This is a genomic window from Pantoea sp. B65 (assembly GCF_047308185.1).
In the GTDB taxonomy this organism is placed as follows: Bacteria; Pseudomonadota; Gammaproteobacteria; order Enterobacterales; family Enterobacteriaceae; genus Erwinia.
On the sequence record NZ_JAHXPU010000011.1, the window covers coordinates 98,212 to 123,603 of the forward strand.

Annotated in this window: 25 protein-coding genes, 1 tRNA gene and 1 riboswitch; of the genes, 13 read left to right on the forward strand and 13 right to left on the reverse strand. The window is 53.7% G+C overall.

What is annotated here, in order from left to right; translation table 11 throughout:
- The first annotated feature begins 57 nt into the window (after nucleotides 1-57).
- Together JWF83_RS01265 and JWF83_RS01270 are read left to right on the forward strand one after the other, a co-directional pair.
- A complete protein-coding gene (locus tag JWF83_RS01265) occupies nucleotides 58-723 on the forward strand; it encodes a DUF1190 family protein (protein ID WP_413648085.1) in 666 nt (221 codons plus the stop codon).
- Nucleotides 724-731: 8 nt separating this feature from the next.
- On the forward strand, nucleotides 732-1,892 hold the full coding sequence (locus JWF83_RS01270) for a glutathionylspermidine synthase family protein (RefSeq protein WP_413648086.1): 1,161 nt from the start codon (nucleotides 732-734) through the stop codon (nucleotides 1,890-1,892).
- A gap of 47 nt (nucleotides 1,893-1,939) precedes the next feature.
- Here JWF83_RS01270 and ygiD read toward each other — a convergent pair whose 3' ends face one another.
- Both ygiD and ribB read right to left on the reverse strand, forming a co-directional pair.
- Complete coding sequence (ygiD, locus tag JWF83_RS01275; RefSeq protein WP_413648087.1) at nucleotides 1,940-2,725, reverse strand: 4,5-DOPA dioxygenase extradiol; 786 nt, start codon at nucleotides 2,723-2,725, stop codon at nucleotides 1,940-1,942.
- A 201-nt stretch (nucleotides 2,726-2,926) separates the two neighbouring features.
- Nucleotides 2,927-3,565 (reverse strand): 3,4-dihydroxy-2-butanone-4-phosphate synthase, encoded by a 639-nt coding sequence (ribB, locus tag JWF83_RS01280; RefSeq protein WP_413648088.1) that lies wholly within the window; start codon nucleotides 3,563-3,565, stop codon nucleotides 2,927-2,929.
- A 108-nt stretch (nucleotides 3,566-3,673) separates the two neighbouring features.
- Nucleotides 3,674-3,825: riboswitch (FMN riboswitch) on the reverse strand.
- A 236-nt stretch (nucleotides 3,826-4,061) separates the two neighbouring features.
- On the opposite strand from ribB, the gene ubiK reads away from it, so the two are divergent.
- Nucleotides 4,062-4,349 carry a ubiquinone biosynthesis accessory factor UbiK gene (gene ubiK, locus JWF83_RS01285; RefSeq protein WP_413648089.1) on the forward strand — a complete coding sequence of 96 codons (288 nt, stop codon included), beginning with the start codon at nucleotides 4,062-4,064 and terminating at the stop codon, nucleotides 4,347-4,349.
- Nucleotides 4,350-4,387: 38 nt separating this feature from the next.
- Here the strand turns inward: ubiK and hldE are convergent, their stop codons facing one another.
- The 3 genes from hldE to JWF83_RS01300 all read right to left on the reverse strand — a co-directional run bounded on the left by hldE (nucleotide 4,388) and on the right by JWF83_RS01300 (nucleotide 10,124).
- Nucleotides 4,388-5,818: a bifunctional D-glycero-beta-D-manno-heptose-7-phosphate kinase/D-glycero-beta-D-manno-heptose 1-phosphate adenylyltransferase HldE gene (gene hldE / locus JWF83_RS01290; RefSeq protein WP_413648090.1), complete on the reverse strand. Its 1,431-nt coding sequence runs from the start codon at nucleotides 5,816-5,818 to the stop codon at nucleotides 4,388-4,390.
- A 65-nt stretch (nucleotides 5,819-5,883) separates the two neighbouring features.
- The gene (glnE, locus tag JWF83_RS01295; RefSeq protein WP_413648091.1) at nucleotides 5,884-8,739 is read right to left on the reverse strand and encodes a bifunctional [glutamate--ammonia ligase]-adenylyl-L-tyrosine phosphorylase/[glutamate--ammonia-ligase] adenylyltransferase; all 2,856 of its coding nucleotides are present in this window, start codon (nucleotides 8,737-8,739) and stop codon (nucleotides 5,884-5,886) included.
- Nucleotides 8,740-8,798: 59 nt separating this feature from the next.
- The gene (locus JWF83_RS01300) at nucleotides 8,799-10,124 is read right to left on the reverse strand and encodes an inorganic triphosphatase (protein WP_413648092.1); all 1,326 of its coding nucleotides are present in this window, start codon (nucleotides 10,122-10,124) and stop codon (nucleotides 8,799-8,801) included.
- A 220-nt stretch (nucleotides 10,125-10,344) separates the two neighbouring features.
- Between JWF83_RS01300 and JWF83_RS01305 the strand changes: the two genes are divergently transcribed.
- Both JWF83_RS01305 and JWF83_RS01310 read left to right on the forward strand, forming a co-directional pair.
- Nucleotides 10,345-10,965: a TIGR04211 family SH3 domain-containing protein gene (locus tag JWF83_RS01305; RefSeq protein ID WP_413648093.1), complete on the forward strand. Its 621-nt coding sequence runs from the start codon at nucleotides 10,345-10,347 to the stop codon at nucleotides 10,963-10,965.
- 195 nt (nucleotides 10,966-11,160) lie between these two features.
- Nucleotides 11,161-12,381 carry a multifunctional CCA addition/repair protein gene (locus tag JWF83_RS01310; RefSeq protein ID WP_413648094.1) on the forward strand — a complete coding sequence of 407 codons (1,221 nt, stop codon included), beginning with the start codon at nucleotides 11,161-11,163 and terminating at the stop codon, nucleotides 12,379-12,381.
- A 33-nt stretch (nucleotides 12,382-12,414) separates the two neighbouring features.
- Here the strand turns inward: JWF83_RS01310 and bacA are convergent, their stop codons facing one another.
- Nucleotides 12,415-13,233: an undecaprenyl-diphosphate phosphatase gene (gene bacA / locus JWF83_RS01315; protein WP_413648095.1), complete on the reverse strand. Its 819-nt coding sequence runs from the start codon at nucleotides 13,231-13,233 to the stop codon at nucleotides 12,415-12,417.
- A 150-nt stretch (nucleotides 13,234-13,383) separates the two neighbouring features.
- A complete protein-coding gene (folB, locus tag JWF83_RS01320) occupies nucleotides 13,384-13,743 on the reverse strand; it encodes a bifunctional dihydroneopterin aldolase/7,8-dihydroneopterin epimerase (RefSeq protein ID WP_413648096.1) in 360 nt (119 codons plus the stop codon).
- 107 nt (nucleotides 13,744-13,850) lie between these two features.
- Between folB and plsY the strand changes: the two genes are divergently transcribed.
- On the forward strand, nucleotides 13,851-14,462 hold the full coding sequence (gene plsY, locus JWF83_RS01325; protein WP_413648097.1) for a glycerol-3-phosphate 1-O-acyltransferase PlsY: 612 nt from the start codon (nucleotides 13,851-13,853) through the stop codon (nucleotides 14,460-14,462).
- Between the two features lie 22 nt (nucleotides 14,463-14,484).
- Here plsY and tsaD read toward each other — a convergent pair whose 3' ends face one another.
- Nucleotides 14,485-15,504 (reverse strand): tRNA (adenosine(37)-N6)-threonylcarbamoyltransferase complex transferase subunit TsaD, encoded by a 1,020-nt coding sequence (gene tsaD / locus JWF83_RS01330; protein ID WP_413648098.1) that lies wholly within the window; start codon nucleotides 15,502-15,504, stop codon nucleotides 14,485-14,487.
- A 304-nt stretch (nucleotides 15,505-15,808) separates the two neighbouring features.
- On the opposite strand from tsaD, the gene rpsU reads away from it, so the two are divergent.
- From rpsU to rpoD, 3 genes are all read left to right on the forward strand, one after another.
- Nucleotides 15,809-16,024 (forward strand): 30S ribosomal protein S21, encoded by a 216-nt coding sequence (gene rpsU / locus JWF83_RS01335; protein WP_001144069.1) that lies wholly within the window; start codon nucleotides 15,809-15,811, stop codon nucleotides 16,022-16,024.
- Between the two features lie 151 nt (nucleotides 16,025-16,175).
- Nucleotides 16,176-17,921 carry a DNA primase gene (gene dnaG / locus JWF83_RS01340; protein ID WP_413648099.1) on the forward strand — a complete coding sequence of 582 codons (1,746 nt, stop codon included), beginning with the start codon at nucleotides 16,176-16,178 and terminating at the stop codon, nucleotides 17,919-17,921.
- Between the two features lie 196 nt (nucleotides 17,922-18,117).
- Nucleotides 18,118-19,956, forward strand: coding sequence for an RNA polymerase sigma factor RpoD (gene rpoD / locus JWF83_RS01345; RefSeq protein WP_413648101.1), 1,839 nt, complete (start codon nucleotides 18,118-18,120; stop codon nucleotides 19,954-19,956).
- A 64-nt stretch (nucleotides 19,957-20,020) separates the two neighbouring features.
- Here the strand turns inward: rpoD and mug are convergent, their stop codons facing one another.
- A complete protein-coding gene (gene mug / locus JWF83_RS01350) occupies nucleotides 20,021-20,548 on the reverse strand; it encodes a G/U mismatch-specific DNA glycosylase (RefSeq protein ID WP_413648103.1) in 528 nt (175 codons plus the stop codon).
- Between the two features lie 23 nt (nucleotides 20,549-20,571).
- A complete protein-coding gene (locus JWF83_RS01355; RefSeq protein WP_413648105.1) occupies nucleotides 20,572-21,156 on the reverse strand; it encodes a TetR/AcrR family transcriptional regulator in 585 nt (194 codons plus the stop codon).
- A 161-nt stretch (nucleotides 21,157-21,317) separates the two neighbouring features.
- On the opposite strand from JWF83_RS01355, the gene JWF83_RS01360 reads away from it, so the two are divergent.
- From JWF83_RS01360 to JWF83_RS01375, 4 genes are all read left to right on the forward strand, one after another.
- Complete coding sequence (locus JWF83_RS01360) at nucleotides 21,318-22,118, forward strand: SDR family NAD(P)-dependent oxidoreductase (RefSeq protein WP_413648106.1); 801 nt, start codon at nucleotides 21,318-21,320, stop codon at nucleotides 22,116-22,118.
- Between the two features lie 217 nt (nucleotides 22,119-22,335).
- Nucleotides 22,336-22,411 (forward strand) — tRNA-Ile (locus JWF83_RS01365).
- A gap of 199 nt (nucleotides 22,412-22,610) precedes the next feature.
- Nucleotides 22,611-22,907 (forward strand): hypothetical protein, encoded by a 297-nt coding sequence (locus JWF83_RS01370; protein ID WP_413648107.1) that lies wholly within the window; start codon nucleotides 22,611-22,613, stop codon nucleotides 22,905-22,907.
- 5 nt (nucleotides 22,908-22,912) lie between these two features.
- Nucleotides 22,913-23,362 carry a hypothetical protein gene (locus JWF83_RS01375; RefSeq protein WP_413648108.1) on the forward strand — a complete coding sequence of 150 codons (450 nt, stop codon included), beginning with the start codon at nucleotides 22,913-22,915 and terminating at the stop codon, nucleotides 23,360-23,362.
- Nucleotides 23,363-23,443: 81 nt separating this feature from the next.
- Here JWF83_RS01375 and JWF83_RS01380 read toward each other — a convergent pair whose 3' ends face one another.
- From JWF83_RS01380 to JWF83_RS01390, 3 genes are all read right to left on the reverse strand, one after another.
- On the reverse strand, nucleotides 23,444-23,662 hold the full coding sequence (locus JWF83_RS01380) for a DNA-binding transcriptional regulator (protein ID WP_413648432.1): 219 nt from the start codon (nucleotides 23,660-23,662) through the stop codon (nucleotides 23,444-23,446).
- A 66-nt stretch (nucleotides 23,663-23,728) separates the two neighbouring features.
- Complete coding sequence (locus tag JWF83_RS01385) at nucleotides 23,729-24,898, reverse strand: phage late control D family protein (RefSeq protein WP_413648109.1); 1,170 nt, start codon at nucleotides 24,896-24,898, stop codon at nucleotides 23,729-23,731.
- Nucleotides 24,895-25,380: a phage tail protein gene (locus JWF83_RS01390; RefSeq protein ID WP_413648110.1), complete on the reverse strand. Its 486-nt coding sequence runs from the start codon at nucleotides 25,378-25,380 to the stop codon at nucleotides 24,895-24,897. The genes JWF83_RS01385 and JWF83_RS01390 overlap by 4 nt, the downstream gene beginning before the upstream one ends.
- Nucleotides 25,381-25,392: the final 12 nt, after the last annotated feature.

The window sequence follows — 25,392 nt, forward strand, 5'->3', positions numbered from 1 at the left end:
AATTCCACCACTCTTACCCTATTCTATGCCCTACCTTTGGGCACAGGACAGATGGTTATGAAACGGACTAAACAAATTAATTATGCCTCCTTCCGTAAGAGTTGGAGCGCACGTCATTTAACGCCAGTTGCGCTGGCCGTTACTGCAGTGTTTATGTTAGCGGGCTGTGAGCAGTCAGACGAAACCGTCTCCATGTATCAAAATGCGGATGACTGTTCGAAAGCGAATCCGGGTCAGAGTGCGCAGTGCACCACTGCCTATAACAGCGCGCTGAAGGAAGCGGAAAAAACCGCGCCGAAATATGCCACGCGCGAAGATTGTGTTGCTGAATTTGGTGAAAGCCAGTGTCAGCAGGCGCCAGCACAGGCGGGTGTCGGCACCACCAACAATGCCGAAGCCCAGCAGAGCGGTAGCTTCTGGATGCCGCTGATGGCGGGTTATATGATGGGGCGGATGATGGGTGGCGGCGCATCGCAACCGCTGTTTACCTCACGCGCGCCTGGCAGTCCGGCCAACGGCAACTTTGTCGATGCTGCCGGTCGTAACTATGGCGCGGCGACACCAGGCCGCACCATGACGGTACCGAAAACCGCACTGGCGCCGAAACCGGCCACCACCAGCACGGTAACGCGCGGTGGCTTCGGTGAGACGGTGATGAAGCAAACCAGTATGCAGCGCAGCAGCGGCGCCGCTTCCGGCTCCAGCCGCACTTACGGAGGCTAATCAGCCTGATGAAGCGTATTGCTATAAGCGAACGGCCTGACTGGCGCGAGAAAGCGACAGAGTACGGTTTCCGTTTTCATACCATGCACGGTGAGCCGTACTGGTGTGAAGACGCTTACTATCAGTTTACCCTGGCGCAAATCGATTATCTGGAAGATACCACCCGTGAACTGCATCAGATGTGTCTGCAGGTGGTGGATAAAGTGGTCAACAGCGAAGAGCTGTTGACCAAATTCCGCATCCCGAAGCACACCTGGGATTTTGTGCGCCACTCATGGAAAACGTCGCAACCCTCCCTCTATTCTCGCCTCGATCTGGCGTGGGATGGTCAGGGTGATGCCAAACTGCTGGAAAATAATGCCGACACGCCAACCTCTCTGTATGAAGCGGCGTTTTTCCAGTGGATCTGGCTGGAAGATCAGCTGAAGGCCGGCCAGCTTGCGGTGGGCAGCGATCAGTTTAACAGCCTGCAGGAGAAGCTGATTGAACGCTTCGCCGCACTGCATCAGCAGCACGGATTTAGCTGGCTGCACTTTGCCTGCTGCCGTGATACCGATGAAGATCGCGGCACCGTTCAGTATCTGCAGGATTGCGCCACCGAAGCCGGTCTGCCGGTCGAATTTCTCTATATTGATGAAATTGGTCTCGGTGAAAAGGGGCAGTTTACCGATATTAACGATCAGGTGATTAGTAACCTGTTTAAGCTCTATCCGTGGGAGTTTATGCTGCGCGAGATGTTCTCAACCAAACTGGAAGATGCTGGCGTACGCTGGCTGGAGCCGGGCTGGAAAAGTATTATCTCGAATAAAGCGCTGCTGCCGCTGCTGTGGCAAATGTTCCCGAACCACCCCAATCTGCTGCCTGCTTACTTCGCCGAAGATAATGTGCCGGCCATGGATAAATACGTGGTGAAACCGCTGTTTTCCCGCGAAGGCGCTAATATTCGCATTGTCGAAAATGGCCAGGAAATTGCGCGTGTCGACGGGCCTTACGGTGAAGAGGGGATGATTGTGCAGCAGTTCCACCCGTTACCGAAGTTTGGTGACAGTTATACACTGATTGGCAGTTGGCTGATTGACGATCAACCTGCAGGGATTGGTTTGCGTGAGGATCGTGCGCTGATCACTCAGGATCTGTCACGCTTCTATCCACATGCATTTGTGGAATAGATCTGCATCAGACAAAGGGAGCCATTAATGACTCCCTGCGGCTCGTTTTAACCGACCTGCACGGACAACATACTTAATGATGCCATCTCAATCCCATCGACCGGGATTGATACCGCCTCATCCTGCGCTCTGGCACCTAACACGTACAGCAGTGGCAGATAGTGTTCCGGTGTCGGATTCGATAAGGCAGCCCCTTCGTGGTTCATAAAGTTCACCAGCGGGTGCTGTTCTGTCGGCCCCTGCCAGCTCAGATTGTCACGCACATACTGATTAAATGATTCCGCCCATGGATACGCATCCGCCGCCCCCTGCCATTTCACCATACGCAGGTTATGCACCACATTGCCGCTGGCGACAATCATCACCCCTTGTTCACGCAATGCGGCCAGTTTGCGGCCCAGCTCAAAATGATACGCGGCAGGTTTAGTGCCATCAACGCTCAGCTGTACCAACGGAATATCCGCTTGCGGGTACATTTTGATTAGCACGCCCCATGAGCCGTGATCGAAACCCCACTCCTGGTCGAGATGCACATCAACCGGTGACAGCAGTTCCGCAATCTGCCGCGCTAATGCCGGCGACCCGGGGGCAGGATAATGCGTATCAAACAGTGCCTGTGGAAAGCCACCAAAATCATGAATGGTGCGCGGCTTTTCCATTGCCGTCACCGCTGTGCCACGGGTATACCAGTGGGCAGAAACCGCGACAATCGCTTTTGGGCGCGGCAGGGTCTCACCCAGTTTGCGCCAGCTTTCGGTATAGATATTTTCTTCCAGCACGTTCATTGGGCTGCCGTGACCCAGGAAAAGAGCCGGCATACGTGTTTGACTCATCTTCATCCCCGGAAAGAGTGTTATGGTTGATGTCAGTTACATTACGCTCTTTGCCTGGCAGATGAACCCGGATAACGATGACGAAGATATTCAATAAATTTGATATATCCTGCGTCACAGAGATGGCTGAAGTTTATCCTGGCCAGAAAAAAGGCCGCTGCGATTACCCGCACCGGCCTGCTAACGTCGTTCTGCCCGCGCTTAACGGTTGCGGCGATAAGCCACCAGATCTTCGATAGTGACGACATGCATATTTTGCTGCTTCGCAAATGCCACCACTTCCGGCGCATGTGCCATTGAACCATCATCATTGGTCAGTTCGCACAACACACCGGCCGGTTTAAATCCTGCCAGCGTCACCAGATCAATGGTCGCTTCGGTATGACCACCACGTGACAGCACGCCGCCAGGATGGGCGCGCAACGGGAATACGTGGCCCGGACGGTTTAAGTCGGAAGGCCGGGCATTATCGGCGATAGCGGTCTTAATGGTGGTCAGGCGGTCTGCAGCCGAGACGCCGGTGGTCACGCCTTTTGCCGCCTCAATGGTGACGGTAAAGCCGGTGCCGTAAGCGCTGGTGTTGTTTTCCACCATCATCGGCAGATCCAACTGCTGGCGACGTTCTTCGGTCAGGCAGAGACAGACAATCCCGCTGCCGTAGCGAATGGTTAGGGCCATTTGTTCAACCGTCATGGTTTCTGCAGCGAAGATCATATCACCTTCGTTTTCACGATCTTCATCGTCGAGGACCATTATGCCGCGACCTTCACGCAGCGCTGCGATTGCACGTTCTACACGCTGTTCCGGCGTGCCAAATTCAGAAAGTAGCGTCTGATTCATGGTAAATAAACCTTATTAAATGTATGGGTTACCAGAATCAGGGCGATCTTGAGGAGTGTCATGCTGTGACAAAAAATAACGCGTGCCGGGCTTTCGCCCGACAAATGTCGTTACTCTCTCCCATCCGGACTCTAACCGTCGGCCCCGGAATTACACCGGGTCTGCTGACCTTCGGGCCTGGCGGCCTGAAGCGCTCGCGGGCTTTCAGCGTAAGCTGATTTACCGCCGGTGGGGAATTTCGCCCCGCCCTGAGAATAAGCACACTCACTATAGCGCCAATAAAAAATCAGAGCAACGAACAAAAACGGCAAATTGTTATGCAAAATGCTGCTGAATACGCTGCATAATTCGCCGCGCAGCAAGCCCGCAAACACCGCCATCCCCGCAAGCAAGGGTTTAATACCGCCCGCACAGACAGCTATCGCTGTTTTCAGGTTTATCCTTTTCGGTTCAGGCATTACACTTAGCAGATACTTGTTGTGACCAGGAAACCGCCATGATTGACCCGAAAAAAATTGAACAACTTGCCCGACAGGTTCATGAATCAATGCCGAAAGGTATTCGTGAGTTTGGCGACGACGTTGAAAAGAAAATTCGTCAGGTACTACAGGCACAGCTGACGCGCATGGATCTGGTAAATCGGGAAGAGTTTGACGTCCAGACCCAGGTGCTGTTACGTACGCGGGAAAAACTGGCTGCACTGGAGCAACGCCTGGCGGTGCTGGAAAGCCGCGCCAGCGAAACTGTGCCAAAAGAAGTGATTAAGACCGAAGATCCGCAGTAAAACGTGGAAGGGGACGGGCGTGGCCCGTCCCACTAAGCTCAGCTTTTCGCTGCGCGAATGGTTTTGATGATATTGCTGGTCGAGATGCCATCTTCAAAGTTCAGGACGCGAACTTCACCGCCGTTCGCCCATACTTCTTTGCTGCCGGCGATATCTTCCGGCTTGTAATCGCCGCCTTTTACCAGCAGGTCAGGCAATACCTCAGCGATTAAACGCTGCGGCGTGTCCTCTTCAAAAGGCACCACCCAGTCCACCGCTTCCAGCGCGCCCAGCACGATCATACGATTGATCAGCGGATTCACCGGGCGACTCTCCCCTTTCAGGCGTTTGGTTGATGCATCGCTGTTTACCGCGACAATCAGACGGTCGCCCAGCTTGCGCGCATTGGCGAGATAAGAAACGTGTCCGGCATGCAGAATGTCGAAACAACCGTTGGTCATGACCACTTTTTCGCCGCGTTTACGCGCCTGTTCAACCGCATGTTTCAGCTGTACTTCATCCATCACCCCAAAGCCGGTTTCCGGGCGGGCATGAATGGCATTTTCCAGTTCCACTGTGCTGACAGTTGAAGTACCGAGTTTACCCACGACGACACCGGCAGCGGCATTGGCCATAAAACAGGCCTCTTCCAGCGAATCACCTGCCGCCAGGGTAGCAGCCAGTACGCCAATCACCGTATCGCCGGCACCGGTAACATCAAACACTTCCTGCGCCTGGGTTGGCAAATGCAGCGGTTGTTTGCCCGGTTGCAGCAGGGTCATGCCATTCTCGGAACGCGTGACCAGCAGCGCCGACAGCTCAAAATCAGCAATCAGCTGCATACCGCGTTCGACAATCTGCGCCTCATCCCGGCACTTACCCACCACCGCTTCAAACTCTGACAGGTTCGGCGTCAGCAGAGTGGCGCCACGGTAACGGGCAAAATCGGTCCCTTTCGGATCCACCAGCACCGGCACGTTCGCCGCGCGCGCCAGTTTGATCATCACCTCAACGCTGGCCAGCGCGCCTTTGGCATAATCAGACAGCACCAGCGCACCAATATGCGGTAACGCCGCGCTAATGCGCTGATGGATCGGTTGCGGATCCACGCCTTCAAATCCCTCTTCGAAATCGAGGCGAATCAGCTGCTGATTACGTGAAAGGATACGTAATTTGGTGATGGTCGGATGGGTCGGCACCGCGACAAAATCGCACTGCACATTGACATTACTCAGGGAAGCGCTCAGCGCGCGCGCCGCGTCATCCACTCCGGTCAGCCCCACCAGGCGCGATCCCGCTCCCAGCGAAGCAATGTTCATTGCCACGTTAGCTGCGCCGCCCGGACGCTCTTCCACGTTATCAACTTTGACTACCGGCACCGGCGCTTCCGGTGAAATACGGCTGGTCGGGCCATACCAGTAACGATCCAACATCACATCACCAACCACCAGCACGCCTGCACGGCTAAAATCGGGCAGTGTTACTTTCATTCCTGACACTCCAGACTGCGGAAAAATATTGCGCGGGATAATAACATAGTTGCGAAAAACACGGTCTATCCCTGCGGGTTCTCAAACCAACGCTGCCAGCTGGCGGTAACCTGCTGGCGCGCTTCGGGGAAAGCCTCATCATCGACATGCCCCGGCAGCGCCTGTAACGCCAGATGATGCAGCTCATCCCGCAAAGTGACATAAGCGGCAGTCAGCGCTTTCGCTTCCGCCTCATCCATCTTGTGGTAACTGGACAGCAACTCGAGGATGCGCACATTATCTGACCAGCGCGTTAACTTCGGCTGTTCCGAAGCATAGCGTAAGACAAGATATTGCGTAATGAATTCAATATCCGTAATGCCACCGGCATCGGCTTTGATATCCCAGCGCCCTTTATGCTTATTGCCAAGATGCGCGCGCATCTTTTCCCGCATTTCACGCACCTCGGTTTTCAGCTGTTGCGCATCGCGCGGCAGGCAGAGAATCCCGCGGCGGATATCATCAAAGCGTCGGCTGAGATCCGCCTCGCCATAGACAATACGCGCCCGCACCAGCGCCTGATGTTCCCAGGTCCAGGCCTCATTGCGCTGATAATCATCAAAGGCGTCGAAGGTGCTGACCAGCATGCCGGCGGCGCCGGACGGGCGCAGACGGGCATCTACCTCATATAAAATACCGGAAGAGGTACGAGTGCTAAACAGATGCATCACCCGCTGCGCCAGACGCAGATAAAACTGCCGGCCATCAATGCTGCGCTCACCGACGGTGACAGCATCAACCGGGCAGTCGTGCAGAAACACCAAATCCAGATCGGAACTGTATCCCAGCTCCCAACCGCCCAGCTTGCCATACCCAACCACCGCAAAGCCGCGTTCACCTTCGTGCGTCAGGTGCGAAGGCAGGCCATAACGTTGTACCATCAGGTTCCACGCCTGCTGCACCACCGATTCGATAATTGCCTCGGCCAGCCAGGTCAGATGATCGCTGACTTTCATCACCGGCAGGGTTTCGGCGATATCCGCCGCCGCGATACGCAGATGCTGTGCCTGTTTAAACTGGCGCAGTGCTTCCAGCTGCTGCTCCTCATCATCCTCGGGAATACGCAGCAGATACTGGCGCAACTCATCACGATAGGCGTCAGTAGCGGTGGGCTGATAGAGGGTGGCCGGATCCAGCAGTTCGTCAAGCAACAGCGGATGGCGCGCCAGCTGGCTGGCCAGCATTGGCGAGGCGGCGCACAGGCGGATCAAATGTTTCAGCGCACCGTGGAATTCCGTCAGCAGTTCCAGATAGGTACTGCGGGTCACCACGCCGAGCAACAACGGAGTTAAACGGCTGAGGGTAATCGCCGCATCATCGCGCGGGCAGACCTCACTCAGCAAGCGTGGCATCAGCTGGTCCAGCGCCTGACGTCCGCGCGGCCCGATAGTACGCTTATCAACATCATGACGAAAATCGTTAATTTCCCGCAGCAGACTGTGTCGGCCAATATCATCCAGATGCGGCACCAGCGGCGCCAGTTCAGCTTCATCCAGCGTGTCCTGCCATAATACGCCGTAGTCGGCGGCGTCCTGCTGCTCATCAATGTCCGGCGTGTCATCGCCAATTAACTCATCAAAAATCGCCCGAACTGCCGCCATATGGCGATCCAGTTCGGCATGCAACGCCTGCCAGTCAGCATATCCCATCGCCCATGCCAGACGTGCACGGTTCAGCTCATCAACCGGCAAGGTCTGGGTCTGCTCATCGGCGATACTTTGCAACAGGTTCTCCAGCCGGCGTAAAAACAGGTAGCCATTATGCAGCTGACTCAGCTGCGACGCCGATAACAGATTCAATGCGCCAATCGACTGTAGCGTTGGCAGCAAGGAACGCAGCTGTAGCGAGCGCTCACGTCCACCGCGGATCAGTTGAAACACCTGAACGATAAATTCGGTTTCGCGGATACCGCCGGCACCCAGCTTAATATTGTCGGTCAGGCCGCGCCGACGCACCTCGCGCGCAATCATGCTTTTCATATTGCGCAGCGACTGAATCACGCTGAAATCGATATAACGGCGAAAGACAAACGGGCGCAGCATCTGGTGCAGTTCCTGGCTCCAGCGGTCATCAGCCCCCCCCATCAGGCGCGCTTTTACCATCGCATAGCGCTCCCAGTCGCGCCCCTGCTCCTGATAATAATCCTCCAGCGCCGCAAAGCTCAGCACCAGCGGACCGCTGTCGCCAAACGGCCGTAAACGCATATCCACCCGGTAGACAAAACCATCAACGGTGGGTTGATCGAGGACTTTAATCAGCCGCTGGCCGAGGCGGGTAAAGAACTGCGCATTGTCCAGTTCACGCCGGCCGCCGCGTGTACTGCCATTTTCCGGATAAGAGAAGATCAGGTCGATATCGGAGGAGAAATTCAGCTCGCCGCCGCCGAGTTTGCCCATGCCTAAAATCAGCAGGGGCTGTGGTTCGCCCTGTGCATTGCACGGGGTGCCAAAATCGCGACAGCAGGCCTGATACAACCAGTCGCGCGCGGTGATAATCAGGGTCTCAGCCAGCACGCTTAGCTGCTGCAATGATTGTTCGGTGGTGCTAATCGCCAGCGTCTGCATCCAGGCAATGCGCACCAGCATATGACGACGAAACAGCCGCAGCTCACGCATCAGGGTAGTTTCATCGCTCACTGCCGCCAGTTGCACATCCAGCCACTGCGCATAGTGTTGCCACTCACCCGGCTCCGGGGCTGACTGCTGCAACTGCAGCCACCATTGCGGATGCATCGCCAGGTTTTCGCTGATGAAATCACTGAACGCCAGCACCGCCTGTTGCTGCGTGCTAACTTCCGTGAGCGGCAAAGCCAGGCGTTCACAGCATTTAGCGGCTTGATCCAGCAACAACGCGGGCAACGGTTGTGATAACAATGGCAACATAAACTCTCCCTGAAACCTGTTTCGTCAATATCAGCCACGCTACCGGTGGCAGTGCGGGGTTATTCGCTTGCCGGACGCTCTTTTACGCTGCCATTCATCCAGAATGCCGGTTGCTTCAGCGCCTGACGACAATGGGCGTCCAGCCAGCTCTCCTGGCCATCGCGGATCGCCTGCAGCAACTGCTGCCAGCTGCCAATCCATGCATTTACCGCCGTGCTATTGTAAGCACCGGCTAACAGATGCACCGCTAACAACTGACGTGCCAGACGGGTCGCCTTATCCTGATACTCACCGGAATGGTGGACATGGGCAAACGTCTCTTTCAGATCGGCGGCAATACGTCCCAGCATAATGTCGGCAAAACGTTTAAAGGAACCCTGCAATCTGGCATCCGCTTTGGCATCAATAAACAGGCGCCAGCGCTCCGTTGCCAGCCAGTTAGTAAGCGCTAACTGGGTATCCAACCAGAGAGTGCTGTAACAGAGGTGTTGCGCATCGGCAGACGCATCCATCAGCGCCTCTTCCAGCGCGGTAAGGTTCTGACGCAATTCGCTGCTGGCCTTGCGCGGTACCAGCGTGCCAAACAACGAAAATGCCTGGCGCAGCGTTTCCAGCGCTTCCTGTACCGCTGCTTGCGCCGCAGAATGGCCGTGCAACCACAGCTCTTCGTGGTACTGCCACTGGCTCAGTGCCAGCATAAAGGCCGCACGCATCCCCTCTTCTACCGTGGCTTTCGGCTTTACGTGCATTACCGGCACCGGACGTAACGCCTGCTGCGGTTTTCCCTGCGCCAGAGCATAACCGCGCGCGGCTTTGCTCAGGCTGCCAAGGCGCAAACCGCCCATTTTGGCCAGTTCAGCAGCAAACGCCAGCAGGTCATTGCGTTCGCCGCTTTTCAGTTCCAGCTCGATTTCATAGAGAGGCTCGCTTAGCTCAGCTGCCGTGATTTCGCCCTGGTCAAACGCCACTTCGATTTCACTGTTGTGATAGCTCACCAGCCATTTCTCACGCTGAAAATGGGTGCTGAACAGCGCGCTAAGCTGCTGCTGCAGCGCGGCGACATCGCAACCGGCAGGCCAGACATCGGCCGGCAGCAACTGGAGATTAAGTTCCGGCTGCGCCAGGTCGATATTATATTCCGGTCGCTGATGCAGGCCGCCAATGCTTTGTCCGGCGGTTTTTAACGTCATTTCATAGCGTTCGCCACATCCACGGATGCGCAGCCCCATATCCCAGCGACGTAACTGGTTGTCTGCGGTTTCGAAATAGATGTTGGTCAGCGCCAGCGCAGGGGTGTGCTGATGCGGCCAGCCAGCCAGCTGAGTGGCAAGTTTTGTCGCCGCTTCGGGCAACACAATGAACTTTAGTTCGATTTCGATGGTCATAATTTCTTATTCAAAGACTCACCGGCACAGGCAGATGAGATTAAGCAGATAGTTAAGAGTGAAGAGTAATGCAGAAAAACCGCCGCTGTCTCGGCTTTCTTACATTTTCGCGAGCGTATCTGCACCTCTCTGAGACCAGGAAAGTTCTCATTCAGATTTTTGCAGAGCCTCTCCAGACTGTGCCTTTACTTTCCCGGACATTATGCAAAAAAGAGATTTAATGAAGAAATCACAGCTTATTGGCCTGACTTTACTCACTTTTACCATCGCACTTTCTGCTCACGCTGAAGAGAAACGTTATATTTCTGACGAACTCTCCACCTGGGTTCGCAGTGGTCCAGGTGACGACTATCGGCTGATAGGTAGTGTGAATGCAGGTGAAGAAGTCACGCTGCTGCAGACTAACGACAATACTAAATATGGTCAGATTCGCGATGCCAATGGCCGCACCACCTGGATCCCTCTGGCGCAACTGAGTGCGCAGCCAAGCCTGCGCACCCGGGTGCCGGAGTTAGAAAAACAGGTGAAAGATCTGACCGATAAGCTGGCTAATATTGATAGCAGCTGGAATCAACGCACTGCCGATATGCAGAAGAAAGTCACCGGCAGCGATAGCGTGATCAACGGGCTGAAAGATGAGAATCAGAAGCTGAAAAATCAATTGGTGGTAGCGCAGAAGAAAGTGAATGCCGCCAATGTGCAGCTGGATGATAAACAACGCACCATTATTATGCAGTGGTTTATGTATGGTGGTGGCGTCGCGGGCGTTGGCCTGCTGCTGGGCCTGTTGCTGCCGCATATGATCCCGCGCCGCAAGAAGAGCGATCGCTGGATGAATTGATGGTTTGCCCCCGTGGTACGGGCGGCATTTATGCTGCCCGTATCAATGCGTTACCCTACCGGTGGTCACAGCATTTATGCCGCCCGCATGGCAATGCTTTTTTCGTGCCCGCATTTCCCCTCCTTTGTGCGACAATTACGCTAATTGATTTTCATTCCCCGAATTTCGCGACCAAAGCGTTCTGGAGAGCTGTTAGTGAAAACTTACCTTGTCGGTGGCGCAGTACGCGATGGACTGCTTAAGCTGCCGATCAAAGACAAAGACTGGGTAGTGGTCGGCGCCACCCCGCAGACCATGCTGGATCAGGGTTATCAGCAGGTGGGCCGTGATTTCCCGGTCTTTTTGCATCCGGCAAGCCGTGAAGAGTATGCGCTGGCGCGTACTGAACGTAAGTCAGGCAAAGGCTACACCGGCTTTGTCACTGACTTTGCCGCTGATGTCACCCTTGAACAAGATTTAATGCGTCGCGATCTGACGATTAACGCGATTGCGCGTGACGAGCATGGCGAATATATCGATCCTTACGGTGGCCGCGAGGATATCCAACGGCGCCTGCTGCGCCATGTCTCTGCGGCATTTAATGAAGATCCGCTGCGCGTGCTGCGCGTGGCGCGTTTTGCCGCGCGTTTTGCCCATCTCGGTTTTCGCATTGCCGATGAAACAATGGCGTTAATGCAACAGATGGCCACAAGCGGCGAGCTGGCCGAGTTAACCGCGGAACGGGTATGGAAAGAGACGGAAAATGCCCTGCAGTCGCCCAATCCGCAAGTCTATTTCCAGGTATTGCGCGACTGCCAGGCGCTGGCGGTACTTTTCCCGGAAATCGATAATCTGTATGGCGTACCGGCACCGGCGAAGTGGCATCCGGAGATCGATACCGGCGTGCATACGCTGATGACGCTGGCGATCGCCGCCAGGCTCAGCCCGGAAGTTGATATCCGCTTTGCCACCCTGTGCCATGATGTCGGCAAGGCGCTCACGCCACGGGAGAAATGGCCCAGCCATCATGGACATGGCCCTGCCGGCGTCCCGCTGGTTGTCGGGTTATGCCAGCGATTAAGAGTCCCCAATAGCGCGCGCGATCTGGCAATGCTGGTCGCCGAGTTCCACGACCTGGTGCATGGCGTGCAGCGCCATCAGGCGGAAACGCTAATCCAGCTATTTGACCGTATTGATGCCTGGCGCAAGCCGCATCGCGTCGAGCAGATTGCCATCACCAGTGAAGCCGATGCGCGTGGACGTAGCGGTTTTGAGAACAACCCTTATCCACAGGGTGACTACCTGCGGGCAGCGTTTCAGGTAGCATTAAGTGTCCCGACGAAAGCAGTAGTCGCGGCAGGGTTTACCGGGCCGGCGGTACGAGAAGAATTAACGCGCCGAAGAGTTGCGGCGTTAGAGGCGTGGCAGGCAATATAGGGGCCAGCGCGATGCCGGCCCCGGCAAACTCACTCAGACAAACAGCATATAAACCACTGCCGCGATAATAAAGCGGTAGATGGCAAAAGGCACAAACGAAATACGTTTGATAATATGCAGGAAGGTTTTAATCGCAATCAGCGCCACGATAAAGGCGGTGACAAAACCGACGGCAAACATCGGGAAGTCGGCCAGGCTCAGGAAGCCCCTGCTCTTATACAGGTCCAGAACCGTGGCGCCCATCATCATCGGCACAGCCAGCATAAAAGAGAACTCTGACGCGGCATAACGACTGACGCCCATCAGCATCCCGCCGGAGATAGTGGCACCGGAACGCGAGAAGCCCGGCCATAACGCCAGACACTGGAAGCAGCCGATAATAAAGGCCTGACGATAAGTAATATCATCAATCCCTTCCGCCTTCGGCTTCTTTGGCTTGAGGAATTCGGCCGCCAGCAGCAGCACACCGCCGACCACCAGCGCATACATCACGTTGACTGGGTTAAACAGCGATTTGATTTGATCATGCAGGACCAGGCCAATCACTACGGCCGGAACCATCCCCAACAAAATGTGAATCAGCGTCAGATGACCGCTACCGCTGCCTTCATGCTTCACTTCACCGAAGTGAATACCAATCAGGCCAAACAGTCGGCGCCAGAACATCACGACCACCGCCAGAATGGAACCCAGCTGAATCACCACCTCAAAGGTCTCAGCTTTCTGACCTTCAAAACCCAACAGATGGCCGACAATGATCATATGACCGGTGGATGATACTGGAAGAAACTCAGTAAGCCCCTCAACAATCCCGAGGATTGCCGCCACCCAAAGCTGATGAATATCTGCCATCAAATGCCCTCTACCCTAAATTTTTAAACCATTAAAAAGGCGGTCGCTACATGGGCTACCGCCAGAAAAATACGCCAACCACGTTTGTAAGCCGGCTTTTGACACAACATAATGTGGTTTGGTTTCATTGTGATGGCAATCACATTGGGTTTATTTCAGATTAGTCCCGCGCTCAATTAAAACCCCCACCTGCGCCGCCTGCGCCACCGCTCCGGGTTTGCTGACTTTTATCCGCACCCAGGGGGTAGCGAAACGTGACAACAGTAATGAAGCCACTTCTTCAGCCACACGTTCTACCAGCGCAAACTTGCCGTTAGCAACATGTGAAATAATCGCCTCTGACACATCGGCATAGCTCAGACAGTCGTTCACGTCATCGCTGGCCGCTGCTTTACGGTTATCCCATGCCATTTCGACATCGAACACTAACTTCTGCTGAATGGTCTGTTCCCAGTCATAAACTCCAATGGTGGTGACCACGGTAAGTTGCTCAATAAATACGATATCCATGATGACGCTCTCTGTTTTTGCGTTAGCCGGATACCACTTCCGGCGGTTTATGCGTATTATCCACAGATGATGAGAATAAAACGACCTTTACGGAACGGAACGTTGTTATGAGTGCAATCGCGCCTGGTATGATCATTTTCGCGTATCTTTGCGGCTCCATTTCCAGCGCGATCCTGGTGTGCCGTCTCGCAGGTCTGCCCGATCCGCGCCAAAGCGGTTCCGGTAATCCCGGCGCCACCAATGTACTGCGCATCGGTGGCAAAGGCGCAGCCGCAACCGTACTGGTGTTTGATGTACTGAAGGGAATGTTGCCGGTTTGGCTGGCTTACTTTCTCGGCGTCTCACCGGTCTGGCTGGGACTGACCGGCATCGCTGCCTGCCTCGGCCATATCTATCCGGTATTCTTCCGTTTTAAAGGCGGTAAAGGGGTGGCAACTGCCCTCGGGGCAATTGCGCCGATCGGCTGGGATTTAACCGGCCTGATGACCGGCACCTGGCTACTTACCGTACTGCTCAGCGGTTACTCCTCGCTTGGCGCGATTGTCAGCGCGCTGATTGCGCCGTTTTACGTCTGGTGGTTTAAACCGCAGTTCACCTTTCCGGTGGCGATGCTCTCCTGCCTGATATTGTTGCGTCATCACGACAATATTCAGCGCCTGTGGCGCGGGCAGGAAAACCGAATCTGGAAGAAAAAACGTAAAAACAAAAAATCCGCATAATGCGGATTTTTTTGCCTGCAGGTTAACCGGCGATGGCGGGCAACTCGGCCAGCGGCCAGCGCGGCCGCACGCTAACACTGAGATCACCACGGGTGCCGCCTTTCAGGCGAACCATTCCGGCATAAGCAATCATGGCGCCGTTATCGGTACAAAACGCCGGGCGCGCATAAAATACCTCGCCGCCACGCGTCTGCATCATCTCCGCCAGCTTGCTGCGCAAAGTCCGGTTGGCGCTGACGCCGCCAGCAATCACCAGACGCTGATACCCCGTGTGCTCCAGTGCACGCTTGCATTTAATCGCCAGCGTATCAACCACCGCATCTTCGAAGGCACGTGCAATATCGGCATGTGTCTGCTGATCAGCGCTATTTTCACGAATGGTGTTAGCCGCAAAGGTTTTCAGACCGGAGAAGCTGAAATCCATCCCCGGACGGTCGGTCATCGGCCGTGGAAAGGTAAACCGTCCCGCCTGCCCCTGCTGCGCCATTTTCGACAGCATCGGTCCCCCCGGATAATCCAGCCCTAACAGTTTGGCGGTTTTATCAAAGGCCTCACCGGCGGCATCGTCAATCGATTCGCCAAGTAAGCGGTATTCACCGATACCGGTGACGCTAATCAGCTGGGTATGACCACCAGAGACCAGCAGCGCCACAAACGGGAACGCCGGTGGATTATCTTCCAGCATCGGCGCCAGCAGATGGCCTTCCATATGGTGTACCGGTACCGCTGGCACATCCCAGGCAAAAGCCAGTGAGCGACCAATAGTGGCTCCCACCAGCAGCGCGCCAACCAGGCCAGGTCCTGCGGTATAGGCGACGCCATCAATATCCTGCGCCGTCAGCCCGGCCTCTTTTAATGCCGCCTGAATCAGCGGCACGGTTTTACGCACATGATCGCGCGATGCCAGTTCAGGCACCACGCCGCCGTAATCCGCATGCAGTTTTACCTGACTATACAGCTGGTTAGCCAGCAGACCGCTGATATCATCATAAATCGCGATGCCGGTTTCATCGCAGGATGTTTCAATTCCCAGTACACGCATCAATTGTTTACCTCTTTGTCGCGGCGCGCAGTTTAGCATAACCCCCCCTTCGCCTGCGGCTATTTTGACGGCTAACCGCTCACTAAACCGCCAGAAAAGGTAAAATATTCCCCCGGCGGCAAATTGATTGATGTATAATCAGCCCCCTGAAAAAAGCCGGCAGCCGCACAGGCGCTTCTGTTGGTGTCATTTGCTTATGGTGCTTTACAACGCAGCTTATGTTGGAGTAATATTCCGCACCATTTTGAAATTAGCTGGCACCGACGCCAGCCGCAAAAACCGAATTTATCGAGGTGAGAGTTACATGCCGGTAATTAAAGTACGTGAAAACGAGCCATTCGACGTAGCATTACGTCGCTTCAAGCGTTCTTGTGAGAAAGCAGGCGTTCTGGCTGAAGTTCGTCGTCGTGAGTTTTACGAAAAACCAACGACCGAACGTAAGCGCGCTAAAGCTTCAGCAGTGAAACGCCACGCGAAGAAACTGGCTCGCGAAAACGCACGCCGCACTCGTCTGTACTAATTTCTTCCGGAGGCTCGCCTCCGCCGCGCGTAGTACACGCAGATAGACACGCAGACAGAGTCATTATAAGAGGCCGTGCTTTCCGAAAGGAATGCGCGGCTTGTTCTCGTTTATGAGCTGAATCATTTTATAGGCAGAACAAGCGGGGCTTATGGCTGGACGTATTCCACGGGTATTTATCAATGACTTACTGGCTCGCACGGACATCGTGGATCTTATCGATGCGCGCGTGAAGCTAAAAAAGCAGGGTAAGAATTATCACGCGTGCTGTCCTTTTCATAACGAGAAAACCCCTTCATTCACCGTAAATGGTGAAAAACAATTTTATCACTGCTTCGGCTGTGGCGCACACGGCAATGCGATTGATTTCCTGATGAACTACGATCGTCTGGAATTTGTTGAGAGCATTGAAGAACTTGCCACTGTATATGGGCTGGAAGTTCCCTATGAAGCCGGTAGCGGCCCAAGTCAGCTGGAGCGTCATCAGCGTCAAAGCCTGTATCAGTTAATGGAAGGCTTAAGCAGCTTCTATCAACAAGCCTTACCACAGGATAACGCCGCAACGGCCCGTGACTACCTGGCGCAACGCGGACTGAGTGCTGAAATTATTAAGCAGTTTGCGATTGGCTTTGCCCCGCCAGGCTGGGACAACGTATTAAAACGCTTTGGCCGCGACGAAGAGAATCGTCAGTCGCTGATTGATGCCGGCATGCTGGTGACCAACGACAAAGGTCGCAGTTATGACCGCTTCCGTGAGCGCGTGATGTTTCCAATTCACGATAAACGCGGACGGGTAATCGGCTTTGGCGGGCGTGTATTAGGCGATGGTATGCCGAAATACCTCAACTCGCCGGAAACGGAAATTTTTCACAAAGGCCGTCAGCTTTATGGCCTGTATGAAGCACATAGAAACCATCCAGAACCTGCACGTTTGTTGGTTGTGGAAGGTTATATGGATGTGGTGGCGCTGGCGCAATTTGGCATCGATTATGCTGTAGCCTCGCTTGGCACCGCAACAACTGCCGATCATATTCAACTTCTTTTCCGTTCGACCGATAATGTAATTTGTTGTTATGACGGCGATCGTGCTGGTCGCGAAGCTGCATGGCGTGCATTAGAGACAGCATTACCTTACATGACCGACGGTCGTCAGCTACGCTTTATGTTCCTGCCGGACGGTGAAGACCCGGATACGCTGGTGCGTAAGGAAGGTAAAGCAGCGTTTGAAGCGCGGATGGAGCAGGCAATGCCGCTCTCCACCTTCTTATTCGACTCGCTGATGCCGCAGGTAGATTTATCGTCGCGTGATGGCCGTGCGCGACTCAGTACCCTGGCGCTGCCGCTGATTAGTCAGATCCCCGGGGAAACCTTGCGCATTTATATGCGTCAGGAACTGGGCAAAAATTTAGGCATTCTGGACGACAACCAACTGGAAAAGTTGTTGCCAAAAAAAGCGGAAAATGGCGTCCCGACGCTGGCGCCCCAGCTAAAACGCACAACCATGCGTATACTTATTGGACTGCTGGTACAGAATCCGCAACTTGCCGCTATGGTGCCATCGTTGCAAGGTCTGGAGCAGTCAAAAATGGCCGGTCTGCCACTTTTTGTTGAGTTAGTGACTACTTGCACTTCTCATCCTGGCCTGACCACCGGACAGCTACTAGAGTTATATCGCGGAACAAATTTTAGCCAGCACCTTGAAACGCTGGCTACCTGGAACCACATGGTGGTAGATGAAGAAGTCGAAACCATGTTCAAGGATTCGCTGGCCAGCATGTACGATTCGGCGCTGGAGCAGCGCCAGGAAGAGCTTATCGCGCGTGAGCGGACCAAAGGTCTGAACGCCGAGGAGCGCCGTGAACTCTGGTCACTCAACCAGGCGCTGGCACGGAAGTAACCCAATTTAGTCAGGGCGGTGAAAACGCCGCCCTGACCTGTACAAGATTTAGCGGCTTAAGTGCCGATTATCGTTCGGGCCGGTCCCGACAGCCGCAACGAGGGCAGCGGCAATAATCTAAAAGCCTTCAACTGTTATTGTTGGCTGCATGGCCGACCGACACCAATCTAATTAACAGAAGTGTGGATACCGTCTTATGGAGCAAAACCCGCAGTCACAGCTTAAGCTACTTGTCACCCGTGGTAAGGAGCAAGGCTATCTGACCTATGCCGAGGTCAATGACCATCTGCCGGAAGATATCGTCGACTCCGATCAGATCGAAGACATCATCCAGATGATCAACGACATGGGCATTCAGGTTGTAGAAGAAGCACCTGATGCCGACGATCTGATGCTGAATGAAAACAGTTCTGATACTGACGAAGACGCTGCTGAAGCGGCTGCTCAAGTGTTATCCAGCGTAGAATCTGAAATTGGACGCACCACCGACCCGGTTCGCATGTATATGCGTGAAATGGGTACCGTAGAGCTGCTGACGCGCGAAGGCGAAATCGACATTGCCAAACGCATCGAAGACGGTATCAACCAGGTACAGTGCTCCGTTGCTGAATATCCGGAAGCGATTACCTATCTGCTTGAGCAGTACGACCGCGTTGAAGCGGGCGAAGCGCGTCTGTCCGATCTGATCACCGGCTTTGTCGATCCTAACGCCGAAGAAGATATCGCCCCAACGGCTACCCACGTCGGATCTGAACTCTCTGAAGCAGAGCGTGAAAATGATGACGAAGAAGACGAAGAAGACGATGACGCCGAAGATGACAACAGCATCGATCCGGAACTGGCGCGCGAAAAATTTACTGATTTACGTAACCAGTACGAAATTACACGTACTGTAATCAAAGCAAATGGCCGTAGCCATGCGAAAGCCGCCGCTGAGATTCAGAACCTGTCTGACGTGTTCAAACAGTTCCGTCTGGTGCCGAAGCAGTTTGATTTCCTTGTCAACAGCATGCGTACCATGATGGACCGCGTTCGTACTCAGGAACGTATCATCATGAAGCTGTGCGTTGAACTGTGCAAAATGCCGAAAAAGAACTTTATTACGCTGTTCACCGGCAATGAAACCAGCGAAACCTGGTTTAAAGCTGCCCTGGCAATGAACAAGCCATGGTCAGAAAAGCTGAACGACGTGGCTGATGATGTTCATCGCAGCCTGCAGAAGCTGGCGCAGATTGAAGAAGAAACCGGCCTGACTATTGATCAGGTAAAAGATATCAACCGTCGCATGTCAATCGGCGAAGCGAAAGCGCGTCGTGCGAAGAAAGAGATGGTGGAAGCCAACTTACGTCTGGTTATTTCGATCGCCAAGAAATACACCAACCGTGGTCTGCAGTTCCTCGATCTGATTCAGGAAGGCAATATCGGTCTGATGAAAGCGGTAGATAAGTTTGAATATCGCCGTGGTTATAAGTTCTCAACTTATGCCACCTGGTGGATCCGTCAGGCTATCACCCGCTCGATCGCCGACCAGGCGCGTACCATCCGTATTCCGGTGCATATGATTGAGACTATTAACAAACTCAATCGTATTTCGCGCCAGATGTTGCAGGAGATGGGTCGCGAGCCGACGCCGGAAGAACTGGCTGAGCGTATGCTGATGCCGGAAGATAAGATCCGCAAGGTGCTGAAAATTGCCAAAGAGCCAATCTCTATGGAGACGCCGATTGGTGATGATGAAGATTCACATCTGGGTGATTTTATCGAAGATACCACGCTGGAGCTGCCGCTGGACTCCGCCACCTCAGAAAGCCTGCGTTCTGCAACGCATGACGTTCTGGCTGGCCTGACCGCGCGTGAAGCGAAAGTGCTGCGTATGCGTTTCGGTATCGATATGAACACCGACCACACGCTGGAAGAAGTGGGCAAACAGTTTGATGTAACGCGTGAGCGTATCCGTCAGATTGAAGCGAAGGCGCTGCGTAAACTGCGCCATCCAAGCCGCTCTGAAGTGCTGCGTAGCTTCCTCGACGATTAATTGTGCGCTGAAGTGACAAAAACCCCGGCTTGCCGGGGTTTTTTATTGCCTGCCTTGCGCCTGATTACTGGCCCCGCAGCGCCAGTGCCACATCCAGCTCTTTGTAAGACTCCACCATTTCCTGCTGCGAGGCGCGATTCAGCCCGCTGGGATTAGGCAGTACCCAGACTTCGGTGGCGCCAATGGTCATCGCCTGCCTGCCCCACTCCACTTTGCTCTGGCGAAAGGCGCGCTTAAAAGCTTCCTTACCTAATACCGCTAACGCCAGTGGCTGATGTTGCCGGATCTTCTCAATTAGCGTCTTGCCACCATCACGCAGCTCACTTGCCGACAACTCATTGGCCTGTACCGTCGGACGCTCAACCAGCATGGTAATGCCACAGCGCGTCTCCAGTAGCATCCGTTCCTGTTCCGGCTTTAACAACAGGTCGGTAAACCCCGCCTGCCAGATGGTTTTCCAGAAGCGATTGCCTGGATGAGCAAAATGAAATCCGGTATGCGCCGAGGACTTGCCGGGATTGATGCCGCAAAACACCACGCGCAGACCTGGTGCGAGAATATCGGTAATTGGCTGTTCAGTGTTATCGCTCATAGGGTCCCGGGTTGGAGGGGTTGTTAAGATAACAGATGTAAACGCTGCTTCAGGCTTTGACGCGAACCGGCCAGCATCTGCGCCGCACGCTGCTCATCAGGGCAGGCGCGCGCCAGTGACATCGCGCCAATCAACTCGGCCAGTGCCGAGGTTGCCATGGCATCCGCATCGGCTTCTCCGCTCTGTTGTAGCCGCGCACTGATTAACTGCTGCAGATACTGCACACCATGGTCAAAACGTGCCCGAGCGGCCGCAGGCAGGCGCGCAGCTTCACCTGACAGTGCCGGTAGCGGACAACTTTGCTCCGGCGCCAGGCGTACCTTATCGGAAAGATAGATATCGATAAATTCACGCAGTGCGGTTTTTGCATCCGGTTCATTCAGCGTCGCCGCCAGCGCCGCCAGTGACTGCTCAAAAATATGATCGATGGTGTGAGCAACCAGATCGTCACGCGAGGCAAAATGGGCATAGAAGCCACCGTGGGTTAACCCCGCCCGCTTCATTAGCGATGCGACACCAATCCCCTCGGTGCCCACCACCCGCATGGCACTGGCGGCCTCATCCAGAATGCGCTGCCGGGTGCGCGCTTTGTGATTCAGATTTTCCATCTCCCTCTCCCGCTAAGCGACCTTTTTTATCATAGATTATGACAATCATAATAATTATTACGACCGTCATATTCAAACTCCGTTGCCTCTTGACTGTTAATATGATGATCGTCATATTTGTAGTCACATTAAATGATGACCATCATATGCAGGAGTTTACCATGTCTCTATCTGTGCAATCTTCAGGTACCGCGTTAGTTACCGGCGCCTCGTCAGGTATTGGCGCCACCTACGCCCGGCGTCTGGCGCAACGCGGTTACAACTTAATTCTGGTGGCACGTGATAAAGCCCGCCTTGAGGCACTGGCAGCGACGCTGACTGCGGCGCATGGCGTGAATATCGAAGTACTACCGGCCGATCTTACCCGCGCTGAAGATCTTCACCGCATTGCTCAACGCCTGAGTGATGACCAGCAGATCACATTACTGCTGAATAACGCCGGCATGAGTGTTGACGGCGATTTCCTCTCTGCCGATATCAGCAAAATTGAAACCATGATTGCGCTGAATATCAGCGCGCCAACCCGCCTTGCTCACGCTGCCGGAAACAGTTTTAAAGCACGCGGCCACGGCACCATTATCAATGTCGCGTCGGTATTATCGCTGGTGCATGAGATGTTTAATGGCGCCTATAACGCCAGTAAATCCTTTGTGCTGACGCTGACGCGGGCACTGGAACGCGAGTTACAACAACACGGCGTGCGCGTACAGGCCGTGTTGCCGGGCGTAACCCGTACCGAGATCTTTGACCGTTCAGGGAAGTCGATCGATGAGATCCCCGCATATATGGTGATGGAGGTGGAAACGATGGTGGATGCCAGTCTGCGAGGATTGGATCTGGGCGAAAGCGTGACCATTCCTGCGCTGGAAGATATTACGCAGTGGCAACAGTATGATGCTGCACGCGCCACGATGATCCCCGGACTGTCGCTAAGCCAACCGGCCTCGCGTTATCAGCAGTAATTACCGCGGCAGCAACTATCGTTTTTACTGCCTGGCCGCGCTGAAGTAACAAAAAACGGCTAAATTGCGATACCGGTACAGATGGTCAGAGCGGTGAGCTGGATTAATACCTTGTGATTCAGATGGTTTGCGAAAAGCGGAAGTTGCTGAAAAAAAAGACAACCAGATGCTTATCGCTGGATTGCGCACCAGAGTTACTTTATAATCCCGCCCCGCAGGCCCCTTAGCTCAGTGGTTAGAGCAGGCGACTCATAATCGCTTGGTCGCTGGTTCAAGTCCAGCAGGGGCCACCAAATTTTAGCAGTAAATACATACAGTTAGGCCACTCTCGCGAGTGGCCTTTTTGCTATCTGATTTTCAAGTGGCGATAAAGTGGCGGTGTAAATGTTCAGCCTCAGTGACCAGCACGAATGATTAGCTATCAGGTGTTAGGCTTCAATCTGCCTAATGTTGTATATTATTCACACGTTAGTACTTTATAAGAGATTAGAAATGAGCGAATTTACTTTTGATGAAGCCGTGACTATCGCACTGAACAATGCTCAGAAAATGCTACCAAAAGCCAAAGGTTTTGCATTGGAAGAAGCATTACTTTCTGACGATGGGAAAAACTACGAGCTAACCTTCAGCTACATTGTCGAAGACCACTCTATACCAGACCCAACTCAAAGAATGGAGATCACTCACCTACTTAGGCAACTCCGAGAAAAAAAGGAATATCGCACTTTCATCGTCGGACGTGAGAATGGCGTGTTCAAGGGATTTAGGATGATACGCGACCGGGTATAACCTTCATGAAGAGGATTAAATCACTCATCATTGATACAAATCTTTTGCTACTTCTGGTTATAGGCGGGATTGAAGGTGGGCGGCATATCGGCAATTCAAGCCGTCTGAAAAAGTACTCTCTTGACGACTTTGACAAAATACTCGACGTGATGGAAAAAGCGGATGACGTTTTCATTACACCATATATAGCTACAGAAGTGTCAAACCTCATTGATTTAAATGGCTATATACTGGACGAAGCCATGCGTATCGCCAGCACCTTCTTCAATACATTTAGTCAGATTTCCGGCGAAGTTAGCAGGGATTCTCAGGGCTTGTTCGTCAGGTATGGCATTACAGATAACTCATTGATTCAACTTGTAAATGATTACACCATATTAACTGATGATCTGCGTCTGGCTAATGAGTTATTTACAATCAAGTATGACCACGTGTTATTACTTGAACATTTGTGATTTTAATAATTTAACTGAGTTAACAGCTTAATCAATGAGGGCTGTCTACATACGTAGACACCCTCTTTCTGAACGATTTCTTTACAGCCACAATGGTCGCTGACCACCGACAATCGGGTGCGGTGGTGCCGGGTCGATGGCTCCCGGAGTAACAATAAAGCGCTCTATCGTTTCCATTGTCATAAACGTGCAACTACAGTTGATGTTCTGGCACTGGTGGTAGCGCTCTTTCGTATTTTCGGTTAGATAGCGGCTTGTTCGCGCATGTGCGGCATGATGGCACTTCGGACAATGAAACATAACCCACCCATTATTCTCAATTCGTGAAGCAATGATAATCATCAATTCACTTTTTGTGAATACATTTTATTCATCATCCGATTCCGCGCTGTACTCCACATCAGAGAGTTTAACCTCAAGTTCTAAGCCCGTCGTGAAGCCGCTATTATTCAGATTGTGGGTCACTTTACTGATTAACCAAGATTGCTCGTCTATGACGCGCTTAAAGCCTGACACGCGCACAGGTGTCTCAGGAAATAAATCAGCTCTGCCAAGCGCCAGCGTAATTGAAAACTCCGCAACGCCTCGCTGCAGCTTATCCCACTTAGCCTGAGCGGCGCGCATCGCCTGCGCCTTGGAAGCGAAGACCGTCGTTAGCGCCAGAACGTTATCTGCCTCACCGGCCATATACTCACCCTCGCGCGCTTCCGGCTCTTTTTTGGCCTTTGTCTTTTTGCTAACCGGCTTTGATTTCGGGTGCTCCAGTGCGCGCAGGTGCTTCTCTTTTGGCTTACGTTTCAGTGTTACTTTCTGCTTTTGGGGCTTCGGGTCTTTGGTGTGCAACCATTTTGCCGTTACGCCGGTATAAGCCCCGCGGTCGGCAATGGCAAACTGGTGACGGTCGCCATCGCTGCGTGTCAGCGTCATTTGCGGGACGGGTTTACCGCTGGCCGTCATCGCACTACCGGCTTTCAGAAACAGGAGTTTCCCCGCTTTCACTGACACCGCCGCCCCATTGCGGTCAGCCAGCCGCGTCAGAAATACGGCGTCGGACTCCTGCGACTGGTCGATATGCGGAACCGGTATTTTTTTCAGTGAATCCGCGACACTGGCCGTCAGTTTATTGCGTTTTGCAATGGCGCTGACCAACTCACCGAGGGTGGTGTCGTGCCACGATTCTTCACGCCGTGAATTGAGCGTTCCGCGAAAGTCTGCACTACGCGCCCGGATGGTCAGGGTATCAGGCGCGCCCCTATGCTCAATCTCATCGACCGTGAAATCGCCCTTATTCAGAAGCGCGGAACCCTGCCACCCAAGCCACAGCGTCAGCACCGCCCCGCGCAGGGGTAACTCGACTTTGCCGTCGGTGTCGTCTAGCTCAATGTCGAGCTGGTCAGCCTCAAAACCCCGGTTGTCGGTAATGGTAAGAGAAATCAGCCGGTCACTAAAATTGCTGGTAATGTCCTGGCTGTTCAGTGTCAGCATAAACGCCGGTGCAAGGCTGGTACCGGCATCAATAGTCATACCCGTAATCATGCTGTCAGCCCTCCGAGCGCACTCTGCAGCTTATCAGTGAGATTACCGGCAGAACCGAGAAGCTCGCTGGCCTGCTTATTCAGGTCGCCAAACATTGCCGTCAGTGATTCGTCGACCCGTTTCAGCGAAAGGGTGAAATCAATCTTTCTGGCCGAGCCGTCGCTGAAAAACTCGGCATGCGTGGTCGACACCTTATCGACGATATACATCCCGAAGATATTGCCGGTTCCCTCAATAAGCGGCCATGCTCTGCCCTCGTCGGCCATCAATTCAACAGCCAGCAGGGATATGCGACCGCCGGTAATAGCAGGGTAAAGCGTACCGGCAAGCTGGATCGAGTTCTCTCCCTCGCCAAGAAACTGATATGCAGGAGGTTTCCCGACCCGGTCATTAGACGCCCAGCGATAATCTTTCGAGTGTTGCATCGACTGATAAGGCAGGGTGCGGCGTTCAAACACAAACATTCCAAGCGCAAGCATCATCGTTTATTCCTC

Bases quoted from the DNA above. Each gene is read 5' to 3' on its own strand.
- JWF83_RS01265 (WP_413648085.1), top strand. From the start codon at position 58: ATGAAACGGACTAAACAAATTAATTATGCCTCCTTCCGTAAGAGTTGG.
- JWF83_RS01270 (WP_413648086.1), top strand. From the start codon at position 732: ATGAAGCGTATTGCTATAAGCGAACGGCCTGACTGGCGCGAGAAAGCG.
- ygiD (WP_413648087.1), bottom strand. From the start codon at position 2,725: ATGAGTCAAACACGTATGCCGGCTCTTTTCCTGGGTCACGGCAGCCCA.
- ribB (WP_413648088.1), bottom strand. From the start codon at position 3,565: ATGAATCAGACGCTACTTTCTGAATTTGGCACGCCGGAACAGCGTGTA.
- ubiK (WP_413648089.1), top strand. From the start codon at position 4,062: ATGATTGACCCGAAAAAAATTGAACAACTTGCCCGACAGGTTCATGAA.
- hldE (WP_413648090.1), bottom strand. From the start codon at position 5,818: ATGAAAGTAACACTGCCCGATTTTAGCCGTGCAGGCGTGCTGGTGGTT.
- glnE (WP_413648091.1), bottom strand. From the start codon at position 8,739: ATGTTGCCATTGTTATCACAACCGTTGCCCGCGTTGTTGCTGGATCAA.
- JWF83_RS01300 (WP_413648092.1), bottom strand. From the start codon at position 10,124: ATGACCATCGAAATCGAACTAAAGTTCATTGTGTTGCCCGAAGCGGCG.
- JWF83_RS01305 (WP_413648093.1), top strand. From the start codon at position 10,345: ATGAAGAAATCACAGCTTATTGGCCTGACTTTACTCACTTTTACCATC.
- bacA (WP_413648095.1), bottom strand. From the start codon at position 13,233: ATGGCAGATATTCATCAGCTTTGGGTGGCGGCAATCCTCGGGATTGTT.
- folB (WP_413648096.1), bottom strand. From the start codon at position 13,743: ATGGATATCGTATTTATTGAGCAACTTACCGTGGTCACCACCATTGGA.
- plsY (WP_413648097.1), top strand. From the start codon at position 13,851: ATGAGTGCAATCGCGCCTGGTATGATCATTTTCGCGTATCTTTGCGGC.
- tsaD (WP_413648098.1), bottom strand. From the start codon at position 15,504: ATGCGTGTACTGGGAATTGAAACATCCTGCGATGAAACCGGCATCGCG.
- rpsU (WP_001144069.1), top strand. From the start codon at position 15,809: ATGCCGGTAATTAAAGTACGTGAAAACGAGCCATTCGACGTAGCATTA.
- dnaG (WP_413648099.1), top strand. From the start codon at position 16,176: ATGGCTGGACGTATTCCACGGGTATTTATCAATGACTTACTGGCTCGC.
- rpoD (WP_413648101.1), top strand. From the start codon at position 18,118: ATGGAGCAAAACCCGCAGTCACAGCTTAAGCTACTTGTCACCCGTGGT.
- mug (WP_413648103.1), bottom strand. From the start codon at position 20,548: ATGAGCGATAACACTGAACAGCCAATTACCGATATTCTCGCACCAGGT.
- JWF83_RS01355 (WP_413648105.1), bottom strand. From the start codon at position 21,156: ATGGAAAATCTGAATCACAAAGCGCGCACCCGGCAGCGCATTCTGGAT.
- JWF83_RS01360 (WP_413648106.1), top strand. From the start codon at position 21,318: ATGTCTCTATCTGTGCAATCTTCAGGTACCGCGTTAGTTACCGGCGCC.
- JWF83_RS01370 (WP_413648107.1), top strand. From the start codon at position 22,611: ATGAGCGAATTTACTTTTGATGAAGCCGTGACTATCGCACTGAACAAT.
- JWF83_RS01375 (WP_413648108.1), top strand. From the start codon at position 22,913: ATGAAGAGGATTAAATCACTCATCATTGATACAAATCTTTTGCTACTT.
- JWF83_RS01380 (WP_413648432.1), bottom strand. From the start codon at position 23,662: ATGTTTCATTGTCCGAAGTGCCATCATGCCGCACATGCGCGAACAAGC.
- JWF83_RS01385 (WP_413648109.1), bottom strand. From the start codon at position 24,898: ATGATTACGGGTATGACTATTGATGCCGGTACCAGCCTTGCACCGGCG.
- JWF83_RS01390 (WP_413648110.1), bottom strand. From the start codon at position 25,380: ATGATGCTTGCGCTTGGAATGTTTGTGTTTGAACGCCGCACCCTGCCT.